General features: G+C 57.3%; 16 protein-coding genes. 11 read left to right on the forward strand and 5 right to left on the reverse strand.

Annotation, left to right across the window (positions count from 1 at the left end; all coding sequences use genetic code 11):
- The first annotated feature begins 91 nt into the window (after nt 1-91).
- From ACR0J2_RS00795 to ACR0J2_RS00815, 5 genes are all read left to right on the forward strand, one after another.
- A complete protein-coding gene (locus ACR0J2_RS00795) occupies nt 92-1,075 on the forward strand; it encodes a glycosyltransferase family 2 protein (RefSeq protein ID WP_480811407.1) in 984 nt (327 codons plus the stop codon).
- Between the two features lie 5 nt (nt 1,076-1,080).
- The gene (locus ACR0J2_RS00800; protein WP_480811408.1) at nt 1,081-2,022 is read left to right on the forward strand and encodes a hypothetical protein; all 942 of its coding nucleotides are present in this window, start codon (nt 1,081-1,083) and stop codon (nt 2,020-2,022) included.
- Complete coding sequence (locus tag ACR0J2_RS00805) at nt 2,019-4,034, forward strand: hypothetical protein (RefSeq protein ID WP_480811409.1); 2,016 nt, start codon at nt 2,019-2,021, stop codon at nt 4,032-4,034. Before ACR0J2_RS00800 ends, ACR0J2_RS00805 begins: the two co-directional genes overlap by 4 nt.
- Nucleotides 4,035-4,162: 128 nt before the next feature.
- Nucleotides 4,163-5,158 carry a glycosyltransferase family 2 protein gene (locus ACR0J2_RS00810; RefSeq protein WP_480525935.1) on the forward strand — a complete coding sequence of 332 codons (996 nt, stop codon included), beginning with the start codon at nt 4,163-4,165 and terminating at the stop codon, nt 5,156-5,158.
- A gap of 34 nt (nt 5,159-5,192) precedes the next feature.
- Nucleotides 5,193-6,173, forward strand: coding sequence for a hypothetical protein (locus ACR0J2_RS00815; RefSeq protein WP_480811410.1), 981 nt, complete (start codon nt 5,193-5,195; stop codon nt 6,171-6,173).
- Nucleotides 6,174-6,179: 6 nt separating this feature from the next.
- Here ACR0J2_RS00815 and ACR0J2_RS00820 read toward each other — a convergent pair whose 3' ends face one another.
- Nucleotides 6,180-6,482 (reverse strand): DUF6476 family protein, encoded by a 303-nt coding sequence (locus ACR0J2_RS00820; RefSeq protein ID WP_480811411.1) that lies wholly within the window; start codon nt 6,480-6,482, stop codon nt 6,180-6,182.
- On the opposite strand from ACR0J2_RS00820, the gene ACR0J2_RS00825 reads away from it, so the two are divergent.
- The 5 genes from ACR0J2_RS00825 (at nt 6,481) to ACR0J2_RS00845 (ending at nt 10,999) form a co-directional block, all read left to right on the forward strand.
- Complete coding sequence (locus ACR0J2_RS00825) at nt 6,481-7,518, forward strand: RluA family pseudouridine synthase (RefSeq protein ID WP_480811412.1); 1,038 nt, start codon at nt 6,481-6,483, stop codon at nt 7,516-7,518. The genes ACR0J2_RS00820 and ACR0J2_RS00825 overlap by 2 nt on opposite strands.
- A 142-nt stretch (nt 7,519-7,660) precedes the next feature.
- Nucleotides 7,661-8,563 (forward strand): RNA polymerase sigma factor RpoH, encoded by a 903-nt coding sequence (gene rpoH / locus ACR0J2_RS00830; protein ID WP_170676635.1) that lies wholly within the window; start codon nt 7,661-7,663, stop codon nt 8,561-8,563.
- 209 nt (nt 8,564-8,772) lie between these two features.
- Nucleotides 8,773-9,747, forward strand: a complete 975-nt coding sequence (locus ACR0J2_RS00835; RefSeq protein ID WP_480811413.1) for a Gfo/Idh/MocA family protein — start codon at nt 8,773-8,775, stop codon at nt 9,745-9,747.
- Nucleotides 9,748-9,813: 66 nt separating this feature from the next.
- On the forward strand, nt 9,814-10,083 hold the full coding sequence (locus ACR0J2_RS00840; RefSeq protein ID WP_170616113.1) for a DksA/TraR family C4-type zinc finger protein: 270 nt from the start codon (nt 9,814-9,816) through the stop codon (nt 10,081-10,083).
- A gap of 19 nt (nt 10,084-10,102) precedes the next feature.
- Nucleotides 10,103-10,999 carry a DMT family transporter gene (locus ACR0J2_RS00845; RefSeq protein ID WP_480811414.1) on the forward strand — a complete coding sequence of 299 codons (897 nt, stop codon included), beginning with the start codon at nt 10,103-10,105 and terminating at the stop codon, nt 10,997-10,999.
- 8 nt (nt 11,000-11,007) lie between these two features.
- On the opposite strand, the gene ACR0J2_RS00850 is transcribed toward ACR0J2_RS00845, so the two are convergent.
- The 4 genes from ACR0J2_RS00850 to ACR0J2_RS00865 all read right to left on the reverse strand — a co-directional run bounded on the left by ACR0J2_RS00850 (nt 11,008) and on the right by ACR0J2_RS00865 (nt 14,411).
- On the reverse strand, nt 11,008-11,244 hold the full coding sequence (locus ACR0J2_RS00850) for a hypothetical protein (RefSeq protein ID WP_480811415.1): 237 nt from the start codon (nt 11,242-11,244) through the stop codon (nt 11,008-11,010).
- Nucleotides 11,241-13,061, reverse strand: a complete 1,821-nt coding sequence (locus ACR0J2_RS00855) for a M3 family oligoendopeptidase (RefSeq protein WP_480811416.1) — start codon at nt 13,059-13,061, stop codon at nt 11,241-11,243. Before ACR0J2_RS00855 ends, ACR0J2_RS00850 begins: the two co-directional genes overlap by 4 nt.
- Before the next feature lie 82 nt (nt 13,062-13,143).
- The gene (locus tag ACR0J2_RS00860) at nt 13,144-14,121 is read right to left on the reverse strand and encodes an alpha/beta hydrolase (RefSeq protein ID WP_170616119.1); all 978 of its coding nucleotides are present in this window, start codon (nt 14,119-14,121) and stop codon (nt 13,144-13,146) included.
- Entirely contained in the window at nt 14,121-14,411 is a 291-nt protein-coding gene (locus ACR0J2_RS00865) for an SCP2 sterol-binding domain-containing protein (RefSeq protein WP_170616121.1), read from the reverse strand. Before ACR0J2_RS00865 ends, ACR0J2_RS00860 begins: the two co-directional genes overlap by 1 nt.
- A gap of 69 nt (nt 14,412-14,480) precedes the next feature.
- Between ACR0J2_RS00865 and ACR0J2_RS00870 the strand changes: the two genes are divergently transcribed.
- Entirely contained in the window at nt 14,481-15,050 is a 570-nt protein-coding gene (locus tag ACR0J2_RS00870) for a tetratricopeptide repeat protein (protein WP_480811417.1), read from the forward strand.

The raw sequence follows: 15,050 nt of genomic DNA on the forward strand, positions 1-15,050 counted from the left end.
GTTCGGGATTGCCGGTTTGCTCGATTCCCGTCTCGCCCCGTTCTGCGTGCTTGTGTAAGACAGTGGGCAATTCAGATTGGGAACGGCTTGAATGTCACAGACCATTACCATCTTTACGACGATGAAAAACGAAGGCCCCTATATGCTTGAATGGGTGGCTTTTCATCGGAGTCTGGGCATCGACCACTTCGTGATATTCACCAACGATTGTGAGGACGGTACTGACGAAATGGCCCGCAGGTTGCAGGATCTGGGGCTTGCGACACATGTGTCGAACGAGGTGAAAGAAGGGGGAAACCCTCAGCACCAGATGTTGCGGCGGGCGCGGCGCCAGCCCAAAGTCAAGGAGTCTGACTGGTTATTGTGTCTGGATGTCGATGAATTCTGGAACATCCGTTGCGGTGACAACAGCTTTGGCGCGCTGATTTCCCAGGTGGAACAGCGCGCGGGGCAGCCAGTGGATGCAATCTCGTTCGCGTGGAAGCTGTTTGGCAGCGCCGGAAACATCAGCTTTGAAGACCGGCCCGTGACCGAGGCATTTGTGATGGCGGATATGGAATTCCCGTATCACTCCAGCCGTGCTTTCGGCTTGAAGACGCTGTTTCGCAATAACGGAAAATTCACCCGGTTCGGTCCACACAGACCAAAAGGCATCGAAGCAGGAAAAGAGGACGACATTGCCTGGTCGGATGCCAGCGGCAATCTGTTCCCTGCGGCGAAGGTCGGCTGGCGAGCCTGGCGAAACTTCGATCACAGCTTTGGTCGGATTCACCACTACTCGGTCCGGTCGATGGACGGTTTTTTGATCAAGCGGGATCGGGGAAGAACCAATCACATCAAGGTGGATCAGGGGCAATCCTACTGGATGGATATGAATGCCAACAAAGAGATGGATCAGTCCATCCTGCCGGCGGCCCGCCGCGCCGCGCCCTTGCTGACCGAGTTGAAGGCGGATGAGGAATTGGCCCGCCTGCACGAACAGGCTTGCAACTGGCACACGGCGAAAGTTCAGGAAATCAAAATGCGCAAGGACTGGGTGGACTTCCGGTCCTGGCTTGCGGACAATCTTGTTTGAGCATCATGACCGACCTGTCCAAAGAGCAACTGAAGCCCGAACACCCTGACCGCAAGACAGGGTACGAACGCATCCTGACCGACCCCGCACCGCCATGGTTTGTGGAACTGTATCCGGGCGGCGAAGGCAGGGGCTTTCTGCAGAAACTTGAACGCCACGCGTTTCTGTTTCACCACCGATCGACCTCTCGCCTGATTGTAAGCTTTGACAACATCGCCAACGCCAACGACCTGTCCTTTGCGCGCGAACCATGGGGCTGGAAGTTTTTCAGGGACGAAGGGTGGTCTCATCTTGGGGTGTTTGCCCGGACCAAGGCCTGGTATCGCGACACGGAAATCATTTCGTATCTGGAAGGAAAGGCCCGCGAAGGTTTTTTTGCCCAGTTCGATCAGGTGGTTTTTGCCGGTGCATCCATGGGGGGCTACGGCGCACTGGCGTTTTCCGCTTTGGTGCCTGGGTCGACGGTGATTGCCTTCAACCCGCAGACAACGTTGGACGAACGGCTGGTACCGTGGGAAACCCGATACCGCTTCGGTCGGGTTCAGGACTGGAATCTGCCGCTCAGCGATACTGCCGAAACCATAAAAACCGCGAAACGGGTTTATGTGGCCTTTGATCCCTTTTTCGATCTGGACCGGCAGCAGGCGGCGCGCTTGCAGGGGGGAAATGTCATCCCGCTGAAGACCTGGTGTTCGAACCATTTCGCGGCCCCGATGCTGCGAAAGCTCGATTTGCTCAAACCGGTTATGCTGGGGGCGATGGACGGCTCGCTTGAGGCCGCAGATTTTTTTCGGATGATCCGGGCGCGCAAGCGTTTGCCGGTCTACATGAACAGACTGGAAGAGATGAGCCGTGACCGGCATCCGAAACTGGCACACGCAGCACGTCAGAGATTTCGTGCACTTCGCAGGCAAGCGGCTGCCGACACTGCCCAGGCAACCTCATGACCCCAGGCAGGGGGGTCTTTATCGGTCAACGCAAGGACAGGATGGGCGCGCGCCTGTTGATGTTGTTGACATGTATCCGCCTGGCCGAGGATTTCGATACTGATTTGCGGGTGAACTGGTTCCCGAAAGGCGCGGATGCACCCGAGTTGGAACATCCACAAGAACTGTTTTCCCAAGCGTGGATGGCGGACCATTTCCTGGATACCGACGCGTTCGAGGCGCTGTCACAAAAAGCCCAACCGATCTGGAAATTTCAGAACGACAAGACACCGGACCGGCTGATCAAGCATCTGGATGCCGGGCGTGCGGTTCTGGTCGAGGAGGGGTTCCAGATTCTTGCGTTCCCCTGGGAAGACATTGAAACGATCCGCCCCCGCTATCGAGAGTTCATTCACCGGATTGGGTTCACCAACGAAATCCGCACCATCATGGACCGTGCGGACCAGGCGTTGTCGGGGCAGGGGGTGTCAGCCTACCACATCCGCCGGGGCGACATTCTGAACGGGTTGCCGTGGAAACACTCGACCTGGCCCGCGAAGATTGAGACCGAGGAGCTGTACGAAGCCCATCTGGACAAGTTCGCCGACAAACCAGCGATCATGTTTTCGGATCAGCCGGAGCTGATCACCAGGTTTCAGAAGCGCTATCCGCAACTGATGCGCATGTCGGACATCGCAGATCTTTCAGAGAAGACCCGGGCCAAGCGGGACTTTCTGGAGCTTTATGCAATGTCCCGGGCGGACCAAGTGATTGCCCCCCCCGTGTCGGCATTTTCGATGGCGGCGGCCAGGCTTTCCGGGCAAGAGAACAAGATGTTTCGCGATGTTTTGTCCCCGCAGGAAATAAGTGAGGCCAACGAAAAGACAGTGGATCGGCTGCGCAAGGGGGCGAACGGATTTATCAACACGTCAGAGGCTGCACATATCTACGCCAAGGCGACCTTCCACTTGTTCTCGCTCCAGGCTGAAGACCGGGCAGAAGAGTCACGCCAGTTTGCGGAGTCTTTGCTTGAAGCCGGGGCGGACAACGCGTTCCTGCCTTTGTTGAATGCGCTGAACTGCTTTTACCTGCGCCGCTGGAAAGAGGCGTTGAAGCTGACAGAACAAGCCTTGGCAAACCCCCATATCTGGCCCGAGGATCACGCCGTTGCCTGCGCATTGCAGGCCGCAATTCTGGGCAGTCAGAAAAAGCGGTGGCTTGCAGCACAGGCTTTCACTCGGGCCTTCTGGGCAAAACCGTTGAGGCCCGACGTCATCATATTTGGATCGCGACTTGTGTTTCGGGATCAGGTTTCTTATCGGGCGATGCCGCCTGTGGACTGGACCATTCAAAAAGCGGTCCGCAGATCCTGGTTCAACTTCAATGCCCATGTCGCTCAGCGTCGGGTATTATCACGCCTTCCCTGCAACTTTGATGTGATCTTGCTGGACTGGAGCGATCTCGCACTCGACCAAAAGGCGCGCCGGCTGAATTCGAGCAGGGACAGGTTGGTTATGTTGCAGGATTGGCTGGGCAACATGCAAAACCTGTCGGAGAAGATGCAGGTGCCGCTGGATAGCCCGGAGTACCAGAGCTTTTCTACAATCCTTCGGTACCGGCTGGATGATCTGCCTTTGGAAAAAGCAATTGATGTTTCCCGGAGCGTATCAAGCCTTCGCCCTGAAAACACGCTGTATCTCAAACGTTTGGCTGAACTTTATGAGGCAGATGGAGACTATTCTCAGGCGCGGCTCAAGATGGCTGAGGCTGTTGGAAATGATCCGGGAAATCCATTTCTGGTGTTTGCCATGGGTGGCTTGCTGGAACGGATTGGCGCGTCCGAGCAGGGGCAAAACCAGATCCTCGAGGCGGCAGATCTGGATGACAATACAGCGGCGATTCAGGGAGCGGCCGGTCAGTTGTTGCTGAGGCGGGGGGACAAGAAAAAAGCCGCCGGATATCTGCGCAAGGCAAGGGACCTCTGCCCGCCATACAAGCGGTTCGCCAATCAACTAAAACGAACAGAAACCTGACCGGGCGGGAGGATGACAGCGTTTGGGCGGCTTGAAGGCAGGTTCAAATATGTGAAAACTCGTGTAGGACTAACAGGTGATGTATCCGCCGAAACCGGGACAATAAAACCAACAAAGGGCAGTCAGTCATGAATGAACAGGACCCACGCTTTGTCAGCGTGACCCCGATGAAGAACGAAGGGCCGTTTGTTCTGGAATGGGTGGCGCATAACCGGGCCATTGGTGTCGATCATCAAGTGGTTATGACCAATGACTGTACCGACGGGACGGACGCTTTGCTGCAAAGGTTGGACGAGCGTGGTATTCTGACCCATGTCGACAACAATTCACGCCGGAAGACCAGCCCGCAGAAACGGGCCTATAACACGTTCCTGAAAATGGAAGTTGCCCGCCCGCAAGACTGGGTTGTCGTGATCGACGCGGATGAACAGATCGTGGTCAAGACCGGAGATCACACCCTGCGCGCCCTGACCGAGGCTATTCCGGACGCCCGCACGATTTCGATGACATGGCGGTTGTTCGGAAATGCGGGTGTTGTGCGCTACGAGGATCGGTTCCTGTCGGATCAGTTCAGACAGGCCGCGCGCGAAATGACCATCCGGCCGTTTCAGGCGTGGGGATTCAAGACCATGTTTCAGCGCGAACTCTGGGACGGGTTGGGGGTTCACCGGCCCAAGCGCCCGACGGTCGAAACCATGGCGGAATGCCACTGGTACAACGGATCGGGTCAGTTGATGCCCGATCGGTATTACGAAAGAAGCTGGCGGTCCGCCCGCGATTCCGTCGGGTACGAGTTCGTTCAGGTCAACCATTACGCGCTGAAGTCCTGCGAAAGCTATCTGGTCAAGAAGATGCGCGGTCGCGCTCATCATCTGGGTGAAAGCCTGGGGATGGAATACTGGAACATGATGAACCAGAATGCCGAGACGGACAGCGCGATCGACGTCGTCGCTGACCGCAAACGCGAATTCTATTACGACATGCTTTCTGACCCTGAAACCGCCCGACTGCATCACCTGACCTGTGATCTTCACCGTCAGCAAATCGCGCAGCTGCGGGAAGTCCCCGAGATGCAGGATCTGATGCAGCAGATGACTGACGGTGCCGTAGCCGGGAAGGTGTGATGACGGTTCTTTTTCAGGTTTGCGGAGGCGCCTGATGCTTTGGCTTCATATCGGGATGCCCAAGACCGGCACAACCGCCTTGCAGGGTTTTGTTCGCACGAACGGCGGAATGCTGGAAAAGGCCGGGCTGCGATACATGGAAACCGGTCGCCGGCGCCACGAAAACAGCCGGCTGACGATCAGCCACAATATCATCGCCTTCCACATAAACCAGACGCAGCAGCCGACAGACGGGTTCCGCGAAGCCATGGCTCTGGAATACGAGGCGCACAAGGATAAAACCTGCCTGGTCTCGTCCGAGATGCTTTATTCGGTAGATCTGGACCGGCTGGCGCAGATTTTTTCCGATATTCCGGCTCGGCAGATGCGCATTACCTTCTACTGTCGGCGATATTCCGACTTTTGGGAGGCGGACTATAAGCAGCGGGCAAAGAATGGTCGCTTGCCCGCTGGCGGAACGCAATACATCCGCGCTCGTCTGGACGAGATCGCCGAAAACCCCGAGCGGCTGAGTTACAGCGCCATGCTGACCCGAATCCGAAGCGCGTTTCCCGGCGTGACGGTCGCGCCTTTCCTGTATGATCGGTCTGTAATGGCCAACGGGAATGTCGTGGACGATTTCATGTCACGCATTGGTGTCACGCTTCCCAAGGGTAGCACGGCAAATCTGCCGTCCAATCCTTCACAGTCCCGCGCGGCAAGCGAGGCTTTCGGGATTCTGGCCCGGTCCATCGGACGCCAGCGAACCCGACAACTGCGGCGGCTCGTTGTCGACGATCCGGTAATGATCCGGCGAAATGACGTGCTGGAACCGAAAGAGCGTTTGTGGCTGGACGAACATCTGGCCGCACAGGACACTGATTTTCAGCAGGAATTTTTCCCGGACCGCGATCAGTTGTTCCCGCCCGTGCAATTGAGTGACGCCGATTTACAGTTCCGCCGCGACTCGCCCGAAGAATATGAAGCACTGCGGTTGGCGTCAGAGATTGTTTTCCGAATGGCGCTTGAAGAGTGATCGCGCCTATTCGACAACGATTTCCTGCCTCTGCCGCCCGGTTGTCTTGTCGAATATCAATATCCGGTTGTCATCCGTTACAACCGCGTACCAGTTGTTTCCGATGGTCACGGCCTGCGCTTTGGCGCCGTCCGGCAGTTCGATCTGGTCGGGCAGGGTGGGGGTGCGGTCTGATAGCCGGATGACAATCAGCGCGAATGTCACTAGAACCCCGCCAATCATCACCACGGTCAGCAACATGACCATGCGCCGCAGCAGCTTAAGCTGGGGCGTTTCCTGCGGTTCTTGGGGTTCGGAAGGGACAGCCATGGGCACCCGGCAGATTGAGTTTCAGATCGCGGCCGCTCCGCCGCCACGTCTTGATAAGGCGCTTGCGCGGGATGTGCCAGCGGAAGAAAACCTGTCCCGTACACGCCTGGGGCGTCTGATCGACGAGGGGGCGGTGCAGGTCGATGGTGTCGTGGTGGCCGATCCCAAGGCAAAAGTCACGGAAGGCGCGCAGGTTGTTGTAACCGTTGCCCAAGCCGAAGACAGTCATATCGGCCCCGAAGACATCCCGCTGGACATCATCTACGAGGACGCTGATCTGGTCGTGATCAACAAACCTGCGGGCATGGTCGTTCACCCGGCACCGGGTTCGCCCAGTGGTACGTTGGTGAACGCGCTTCTATTTCATTGCGGCACTGATCTTTCCGGTGTCGGCGGTGTCAGGCGGCCGGGCATTGTGCATCGCATCGATAAGGAAACCAGCGGGTTGCTGGTCGTCGCCAAATCGGATGCGGCGCATCACGGTCTGGCGGCGCAGTTCGAAGCGCACAGTGTCGAGCGCTATTATCGCGCGATCTGTTACGGAGTGCCGGACGCCAACGATCCACGCCTGCGCGGCGTCAAAGGTGTCAGTTTCGAACCGGGCAATGTCATGCGCCTGACCACGCAACTGGCCCGGCACAAGACGGACCGGCAAAAGCAGGCCGTGTACTTTCACGGCGGCCGCCACGCCGTCACGCGCGCCCGGGTCGTCGAAACATTTGGCGCGCCCGCGTCTCTGTCCCTGGTCGAGTGTTGGTTGGAAACCGGTCGTACACATCAGATTCGCGTGCATATGGCACATGCGGGCCACGGGTTGGTCGGCGATCCGGTCTATGGCGGTAAGCGCAAACTGGCCGCCCGCGCGTTTGATCCGGCGACGGCCGAGGCTGTCCGCGCTTTTCCGCGTCAGGCACTGCATGCCGCGGTTTTGGGGTTTGAACACCCGGTCAGTGGCGAAAACCTGCGGTTCGAAGCGGCCTTGCCGAATGATATGGAAAGCCTGATAGAACGGCTGCGCGCGCCGCTGACACAATAAGCAAACCCCTGTGAGTAAGAGTTTCTTATCTTTCCTTTATCAAAGTTTAATCTCAAACTGTTAGCAGCACCTCTTGAATGGGCAGGGTTCCTTACCCATATCCTATGTTAAATACTTAAACATTTGTCGGAGGGACATGAACATGGCAAATTACGCAAATCTCCCCGCGCCGACGCCTGAGGGTGGCCTGAACCGCTATATGCAGGAAATTCGCAAGTTTCCCCTGCTTGAGCCGGAAGAAGAATACATGCTGGCCAAGCGCTGGGTGGAAGAACAGGATACCGAGTCGGCGCATAAGATGGTGACATCGCATCTGCGTCTGGCGGCCAAGATCGCCATGGGCTATCGCGGCTATGGCCTACCGCAGGCCGAGGTGATTTCCGAGGCGAATGTGGGCCTTATGCAGGCCGTGAAACGTTTTGATCCGGAAAAAGGATTCCGTCTGGCGACCTATGCGATGTGGTGGATCCGCGCCTCGATCCAGGAATATATCCTGCGGTCCTGGTCGCTGGTGAAACTGGGCACCACCTCGGCGCAGAAAAAGCTGTTTTTCAACCTGCGCAAGGCGAAGGCCCGCATTGGTGCGCTGGAAGAAGGCGACCTGCGTCCTGAAAATGTTGCGCAGATCGCCAACGATCTGGGCGTGACCGAGGAGGAAGTCATCAGCATGAACCGCCGCATGTCCGGTGGGGATGCCTCGCTGAATGCGACCGTTGGGTCCGAAGGCGAAGGTACCATGCAGTGGCAGGACTGGCTTGAGGATGAAGATGCCGACCAGGCCGGTGACTACGAAGCCCGCGACGAGTTGGAAGCGCGCCGCGAGTTGCTGGGCGCTGCGCTGGACGTGCTGAATGATCGTGAGAAGGACATCCTGACCCAGCGGCGCCTGATGGATCAGGCCGTGACTCTGGAAGAGTTGAGCACGCAGTACAATGTCAGCCGCGAACGCATTCGCCAGATCGAAGTCCGGGCGTTTGAGAAGCTGCAGAAAAAGATGCGCGAGCTGGCCCGTGAAAAGGGCATGCTTGGAAACAGCTACAGCTGACCGGACAGCCTTAGCGGACCGGCCGGAATTTTCCGGCCGGTTTTTTCGTGCCCGCGCTGCAGGCCCCGGTTTCGAATTCTGCAGCTTAGAAAATGGCTGGATTTGCCTGACTTGGGTGTGATTCACTGCTAAAGGTACACCGACACAGGCTGAACCCAGCCTTGCGACGAGGCTGCAACATTTCAGCAGGACAGTATTCGGAGTTCACGATGCAAAAGCCGGTTCAATGGGGCATTCTGGGTGCCGCCAAATTCGCACGGCAGTTTATGGCACCTGCCATTCATGCCGCAGACGGGGCAAGACTGTCGGGGCTGGCAACCTCAGACCCTGCCAAAGCTGAGCCGTTTCAGCAGTTCTGCCCGGATCTGGCGGTCTATGACAGCTACGTTGCGCTTCTCTCGGATCCTGAGATTGGCGCGGTATACATCCCGCTGCCCAATCACCTGCATGTCGAATGGAGCCTGAAAGCCCTTGATGCCGGAAAACATGTGTTGTGCGAAAAGCCGATGACCATGAAGGGCGAAGAATTCGACGCCCTGATCGGAAAACGGAATCAGACCGGTTTGTTAGCAGCCGAAGCTTATATGATCGTGCACCACCCTCAGTGGCAGTTCACGAAAAGGTTGATTGCCGACGGGGCGATCGGAAAGCTGTCACATGTGACCGGGGCCTTCAGCTTCGACAACCGGGCGGACACGACGAACATCCGTAATCGCGCGGAAACGGGGGGTGGTGGATTGCGGGACATTGGCGTCTACGTTATCGGCGGCGCACGTTTTGCGACGGGGCAAGAGCCTGTCTCGGTACAATCGGCAATTCGCTGGCAGGACGGTATCGACACGTTTACGGAAATCCGGGCGCAATTCCCTGACTTTACATATTCCAGCTATGTTTCGATCCGCATGCACCCGCATCAGGAGATGGTATTTCATGGCGAAGGCGGCGTGATCCGGCTGACAGCGCCATTCAACGCCCGGGTCTTTGGCGAGGCCCGTGTCGAATTGCATCGCCCGGGGCTGGAAGTGCAGGTCACGCGTTTCCCGGCGGATGATCACTACAAACTCCAGGTCGAAGCGTTCTGCCGGTCTGTTCGGGAAGGGGCTGACTACCCATGCCCGCTTGAGTTCTCGCGGGGAACGCAAGAAATGATCGATCAGGTTTTCAGTCTGGCCGTACCACTCTGATCCACCCACTTGCCTACCATGGCGAGCCTCGGTTAGCCTGTCGGGTACCCATTCAGGAGGTGCCCTATGGCTGGTGGTTGGGCGCGCGATGGCGCGGTAAGTGAACAGATTGAGGCGTCAATATCCGATGAGCTTGCACGGATGCAGGCGCAAAAACGCCCTTTGGGTGAAAGCCTGACCCATTGTGCCGAATGCGAAGAGCCAATTCCCGAGAAACGGCGCAATGCGATCCCGGGGGTGAAACTGTGCCTGGACTGTCAGCAGGAACGTGACGGGGCGTTCAAAACCCGCAGCGGCATCAATCGGCGCGGGTCGAAAGACAGTCAGCTGAAGTAGGTTCCAGCGGAGCGGCCCCTTGCAAGACAACTCTGCCAAGCACGTATCCCTCCTACAAAACGGTCTGGTCCTTGGCTTTTTGGCTGCGTTCTTGTGGGGCACACACAGCGTTATCGTTCGCTATCTGACTAGTGATCTGGGTGGAATGCAGATCGCCACGACGCGGTTGTTCATCGCCGCGTTCGCAATCTACTGCATGTTGCGTGCGATGGGGGCGTCAGTTTCGATCCGGTTTGGGGACTGGAATTTCCGTCTGGCTGTGTTGTCGACGGTGGTGAACTACATTCTGTTCCACATCGGATTGGAGCATACAGGCGCGGCCAACGCGATGGTGCTGGAAAACACAGCGCCCTTCTTCGTTCTGGTGTTTCTCTACTTTTTCGCGGACACACCAGTTGGCCGGACCGAAGTCCTCGCGACGGTATTGGCGATCTTTGGCGTGTTTCTGACGGTCTACCAGGATTTCAAAGGTGGCGGAGAGCCTCTGCTTGGCGATGTGATGGAAATCGGTGCTGGCCTAAGCTGGGCCGTGTTCCTGATTTCCAGCAGCCGGGCTATGAGAGCCTCTGAATCCACGCCCGAACGTTTGAATTTCCTGTTTGGGATATTCATCTGTTCCGGCGTTATTCTGTTGCCGCTTTCCCTGTTCGGAATTCAGATGCCGACAGCAAGCGATGCAGTTTTTCTGGTACTTCTTGGTGTGTTGCCAACGGCGTTGGCTTACTACCTTTGGTACGAAGCGGCAGCGCGGGTTTCGACCCTCACCGCCACTTTGATGTTCGCCGCTTCTGTGGTGTTCACCTTCATCAACTCAGCACTGTTTCTGGGGGCGGCCATCACACCGCTGGCTGCAATAGGCGCTGCGCTGATCGTCCTGGCCATATTCCTCACGACCAAATCAAATGAGAAAGACTAGGGAAAAACCTAGCGAGATTTGCGACGCCATCGCCGATACAGGTTGATGTCCATTGCTGCCACCATGATGCCCAACGGGATCATCCAGAAGCCCAGAATGGGAAGAAACCCAAGAACACCGCCGAGTATCAGCAAGATGCCCACGATGATCCGCCAGCCGCGTGGCACGGTTCGGCGAATTCGGTTCATGGCAGGGCGTAGGCGCGCCTTCAAAGCGGCCCAACGCCCTTTGGATTGGGTGCTCACCCCTCCATCGCCTCAAGTTCGTCAATGAAGCCAGAGATCATGGAGAGGCCCTTGTCCCAGAACTTGGGATCGCTGGCATCAAGGCCAAACGGTGCAAGCAGTTCCTTGTGGTGCTTCGATCCGCCGGCGCGCAGCATCTCGAAATACTTGTCTTCGAACCCTTCCGAGCCGCTGGCGTAAACGGAATAAAGAGCATTCACCAAACCGTCGCCGAACGCATATGCATAGACGTAGAAGGGCGAGTGGACGAAGTGTGGGATATAGGCCCAGAAGGTCTCGTACCCATCCATGAATTCGAACGCAGGCCCAAGGCTTTCGGCCTGAACGCTCATCCAAAGGGCGTTGATGTCGTCCGGTGTCAGTTCGCCCTCGCGGCGGGCGGCATGCAGTTTGCATTCGAAGTCGTAGAAGGCGATCTGGCGGACGACGGTGTTGATCATGTCCTCGACCTTACCGGCCAGCAGCACCTTGCGCTGTTCTGGCGTTTCGGCCTGATCCAGCATCTTGCGGAAGGTCAGCATCTCACCGAACACCGAAGCGGTCTCGGCCAGGGTCAGAGGTGTTGACGAAAGCATTTCGCCCTGACCTGCGGCCAGCACCTGATGTACGCCATGGCCCAGTTCGTGCGCCAGAGTCATCACATCTCGCGGTTTGCCCAGATAGTTGAGCATTACGTAAGGATGCACCTCGGTGACGGTTGGATGCGCAAATGCGCCGGGGGCTTTGCCCGGTTTCACGGCGGCATCGATCCAGCCTTTTGAGAAGAACGGTGCTGCAATCTCACCCATGCGCGGGTCAAACGCGTTATAGGCGTCCATCACCGTTTTTTCGGCTTCGGCCCAGTTAACGATGCGCGTGTCTTCCATCGGCAGGGGTGCGTTGCGGTCCCAAACCTGCATCACGTCCAGACCCAGCCACTTGCGTTTCAGTTCGTAGTAGCGGTGGCTCAGCTTGGGATAGGCGGCGACCACCGCTTCGCGAAGGGCATCGACAACCTCAGGCTCGACATCGTTCGACAAATGACGCCCGGTTTGCGCGGTGGGCATTTTGCGCCAGCGGTCGACGATTTCCTTTTCCTTAGCCTGCGTGTTGTGAACCCGGGCAAAGGTTTTGACATTCTCCTGAAACACCGAAGCCAGTTCCCGTGCCGCGGCCTCGCGTTTGCTGCGATCCTGTTCAGTCAGCAGGTTCAGGGTGCCTTCGATATTCAGCTCTTCGCCATCCACGGTGAATGTGAGGCCGGCAATCGTCTCGTCAAACAAGCGCTCCCATGCGTCTCCGACAACGCCCAGATCGTGCAGGAATTTTTCCAGCTCGTCGGACAGCTGATAGGGCTTCATCGCGCGAATACGGCGGAAAACCGGCTCGTAACGCGCCAGATCCGGGTTTTCATCAAAATGGGCACGCAGCACGGTGTCATCGATGCGGTTGATTTCCAGCGTGAAGAACACCAGCGGTGTCGTAAAGATTGTTATCTTTTCCTGCATGTCCGACAGGAACTTGGCCCGCTCGGCATCCGTGGTCAGCTGATAGTAGCGCAGACCGGCAAAGGACATGATGCGGCCGGCAATTGCATTGATCTTTTCGTTCCGATGCACGCATTGCAGCAGCTCATCCGCGCCCAGATCAGCCAGTTTGCCTTCGTAGTCCGAGGCAAAGGAAGCGCACTCTTCCTCCAACCAGTCAAGATCACGGCCAATTTCGGGGGCGACTTCCGCTTTGTACAGATCACTCAGATCCCATTCCGGCAAGTTGCCAAGATTGTCGCCCCCGCCGACAGCGTTTGCGTCACGGACGGGAAAGGGAAGGTCGCGCATGGATCACCTCGATGTTCTGCTTTCGGAAACATCTAGGCGCGGGCGGCAGGGATCACAAGCGGCCAGAGTGACGGATCAGCGATTAACTCTGCAAAGCTGCGTTTGGTGCGGCGTTTGGCTGGCTCGCCCTGAAATGCGCGGCAAGTTGATCAAAGACCGGTCCCCGAACCTCGGGTGATTCCATCATGACCTCATGTTCGCCCTCGGGAACTTCGATCAGTTTGCCTTTGGGCCAGTTGGCCATTCGGGCCCGAATGGCATCACGATCCACGATCCGTTCGTTTCCGCCCAGATACGTCAGGCATGGTACATCCGGCGCAGGCTGTTTCATCAGCCAATCACATTCCGTCAGCGCCTCGCGCAGCCAGATTGTCGACGGCGCCCCAAGCGCCATTTCCGGATGCGCAGCCAGTTGATCCTGCATCATCCGGTACATATCCGGATCGCGGGTCAGCATATTGTCTTCGAAGGGCTGAATGGTGACATAGCTGTCCAATGTCGTGGTCGGAGGCGTTTTCTCGCCCAGTCCGAATTTCGGCCCCCAATAGGCCGTCATCCAGCTGATCGGCCGCATGATTGTGGAAAAGTAAATGCCCCACATTGGCCCGGTGAAGGCACAGGCCGCAAAGCAGTTCTGCTCGATAATCGCCCGCAACGCTATGGCACCGCCCATTGAATGGCCGATCACGTACCAGGGCTTTGGCAGGTTCAGTTCTGTTGCCATGTGCAGAACGGCGCGGACGTCCTTCTGGTAATCCGGAAATTTCGCGACATGTCCGATCCGGGGGTCGTCCAGAAGGCGATCCGCCAGACCCTGACCGCGCCAGTCTATCGCCAGGAAGGCAAAGTGCCGTTTTGTGAACTCTCCGGCCGCGTTTCCGTATTTTTCGATATATTCCGTGCGTCCCGGAAACATCAGCACAGTACCGTTTGCACTGTCTTCAGGCACCCAATGCGCGACACGGATGCGTTTGGCATCCGAAGTTTCCAGCCAATGGGCTTTGCCACCGGCAGGAGCGCCGGCCACAGCTTCAAACAAAGGGGCCGGCGAAAAATCCATCAGGCCAGCACCGAGGCAAGTTTCATGGCAATCCCCATGTCTCCGTCCACGCTCAGCTTGCCGGACATGAACGCGCCGGTCGGGTTCAGGTCACCGCTGAGGATCTGCTCGAATGTATCAGCATCCGCGCTCAGGGTCACGTCGGCGTCTTCGTCGCTGACACGCGCGCCGTCTGCATCCAGAACGATCGAACCCAGATCTGCGATGGCGAATTTGGCCGAAGCATCAAAAGCCCCGCCCGCCAGTTTTTCATTCAGCGCGGCTGCGGCCTTTTCAAGAATCTCGCTCATGATCTTCCTCATTTTGTTTATGCGCCGAGAATGGACATCCCCGGTCGCAACGCTACACTGAACAATGTTATGAGCATTGCAAACCACAATCTCAAAGGTATCGTCGCGGCACTTGCAACACTGATGGTGTTTTCCACCATTGGTGCGGCCCAGCAAGCCGACTCCAAGGACGAATCCGTGCTGTTGGAGCAACTGACACAGTCCACGCCCCGGCAGGCGATCAGCATTGACCGTCAGTTGCAGTCGCTCTGGTCGCAATCCGGCTCGGCCTCGGCCGATCTGTTGCTGGAACGCGGGCGCGAGGCGCTTGAGGACGGAGACGTCAAGGCGGCGATTGAACATCTGACGGCTTTAACCGACCACGCACCGCAGTTCGCCGAAGGCTGGCACGCCCGGGCATCGGCGTTTTTCGGTATCGAACGCTTTGGCATGGCGGCGGCTGATCTGGAACATGCCCTATCCTTGAACCCGAACCAATACGAGGCCATCTATGGCTTGGGTCTGATCTTCGAGATGCTGGATCAGCCGGAAAAAGCGTACGAGGCCTATTCCCGCGCTTTGTCTATACATCCCCATCACGAAGAAGTAACCAATGCCGTGAATCGTCTAAAGCCTCAGATCGAAGGCATGGCGCTGTAA

The organism is Ruegeria sp. CG4, assembly GCF_056537185.1.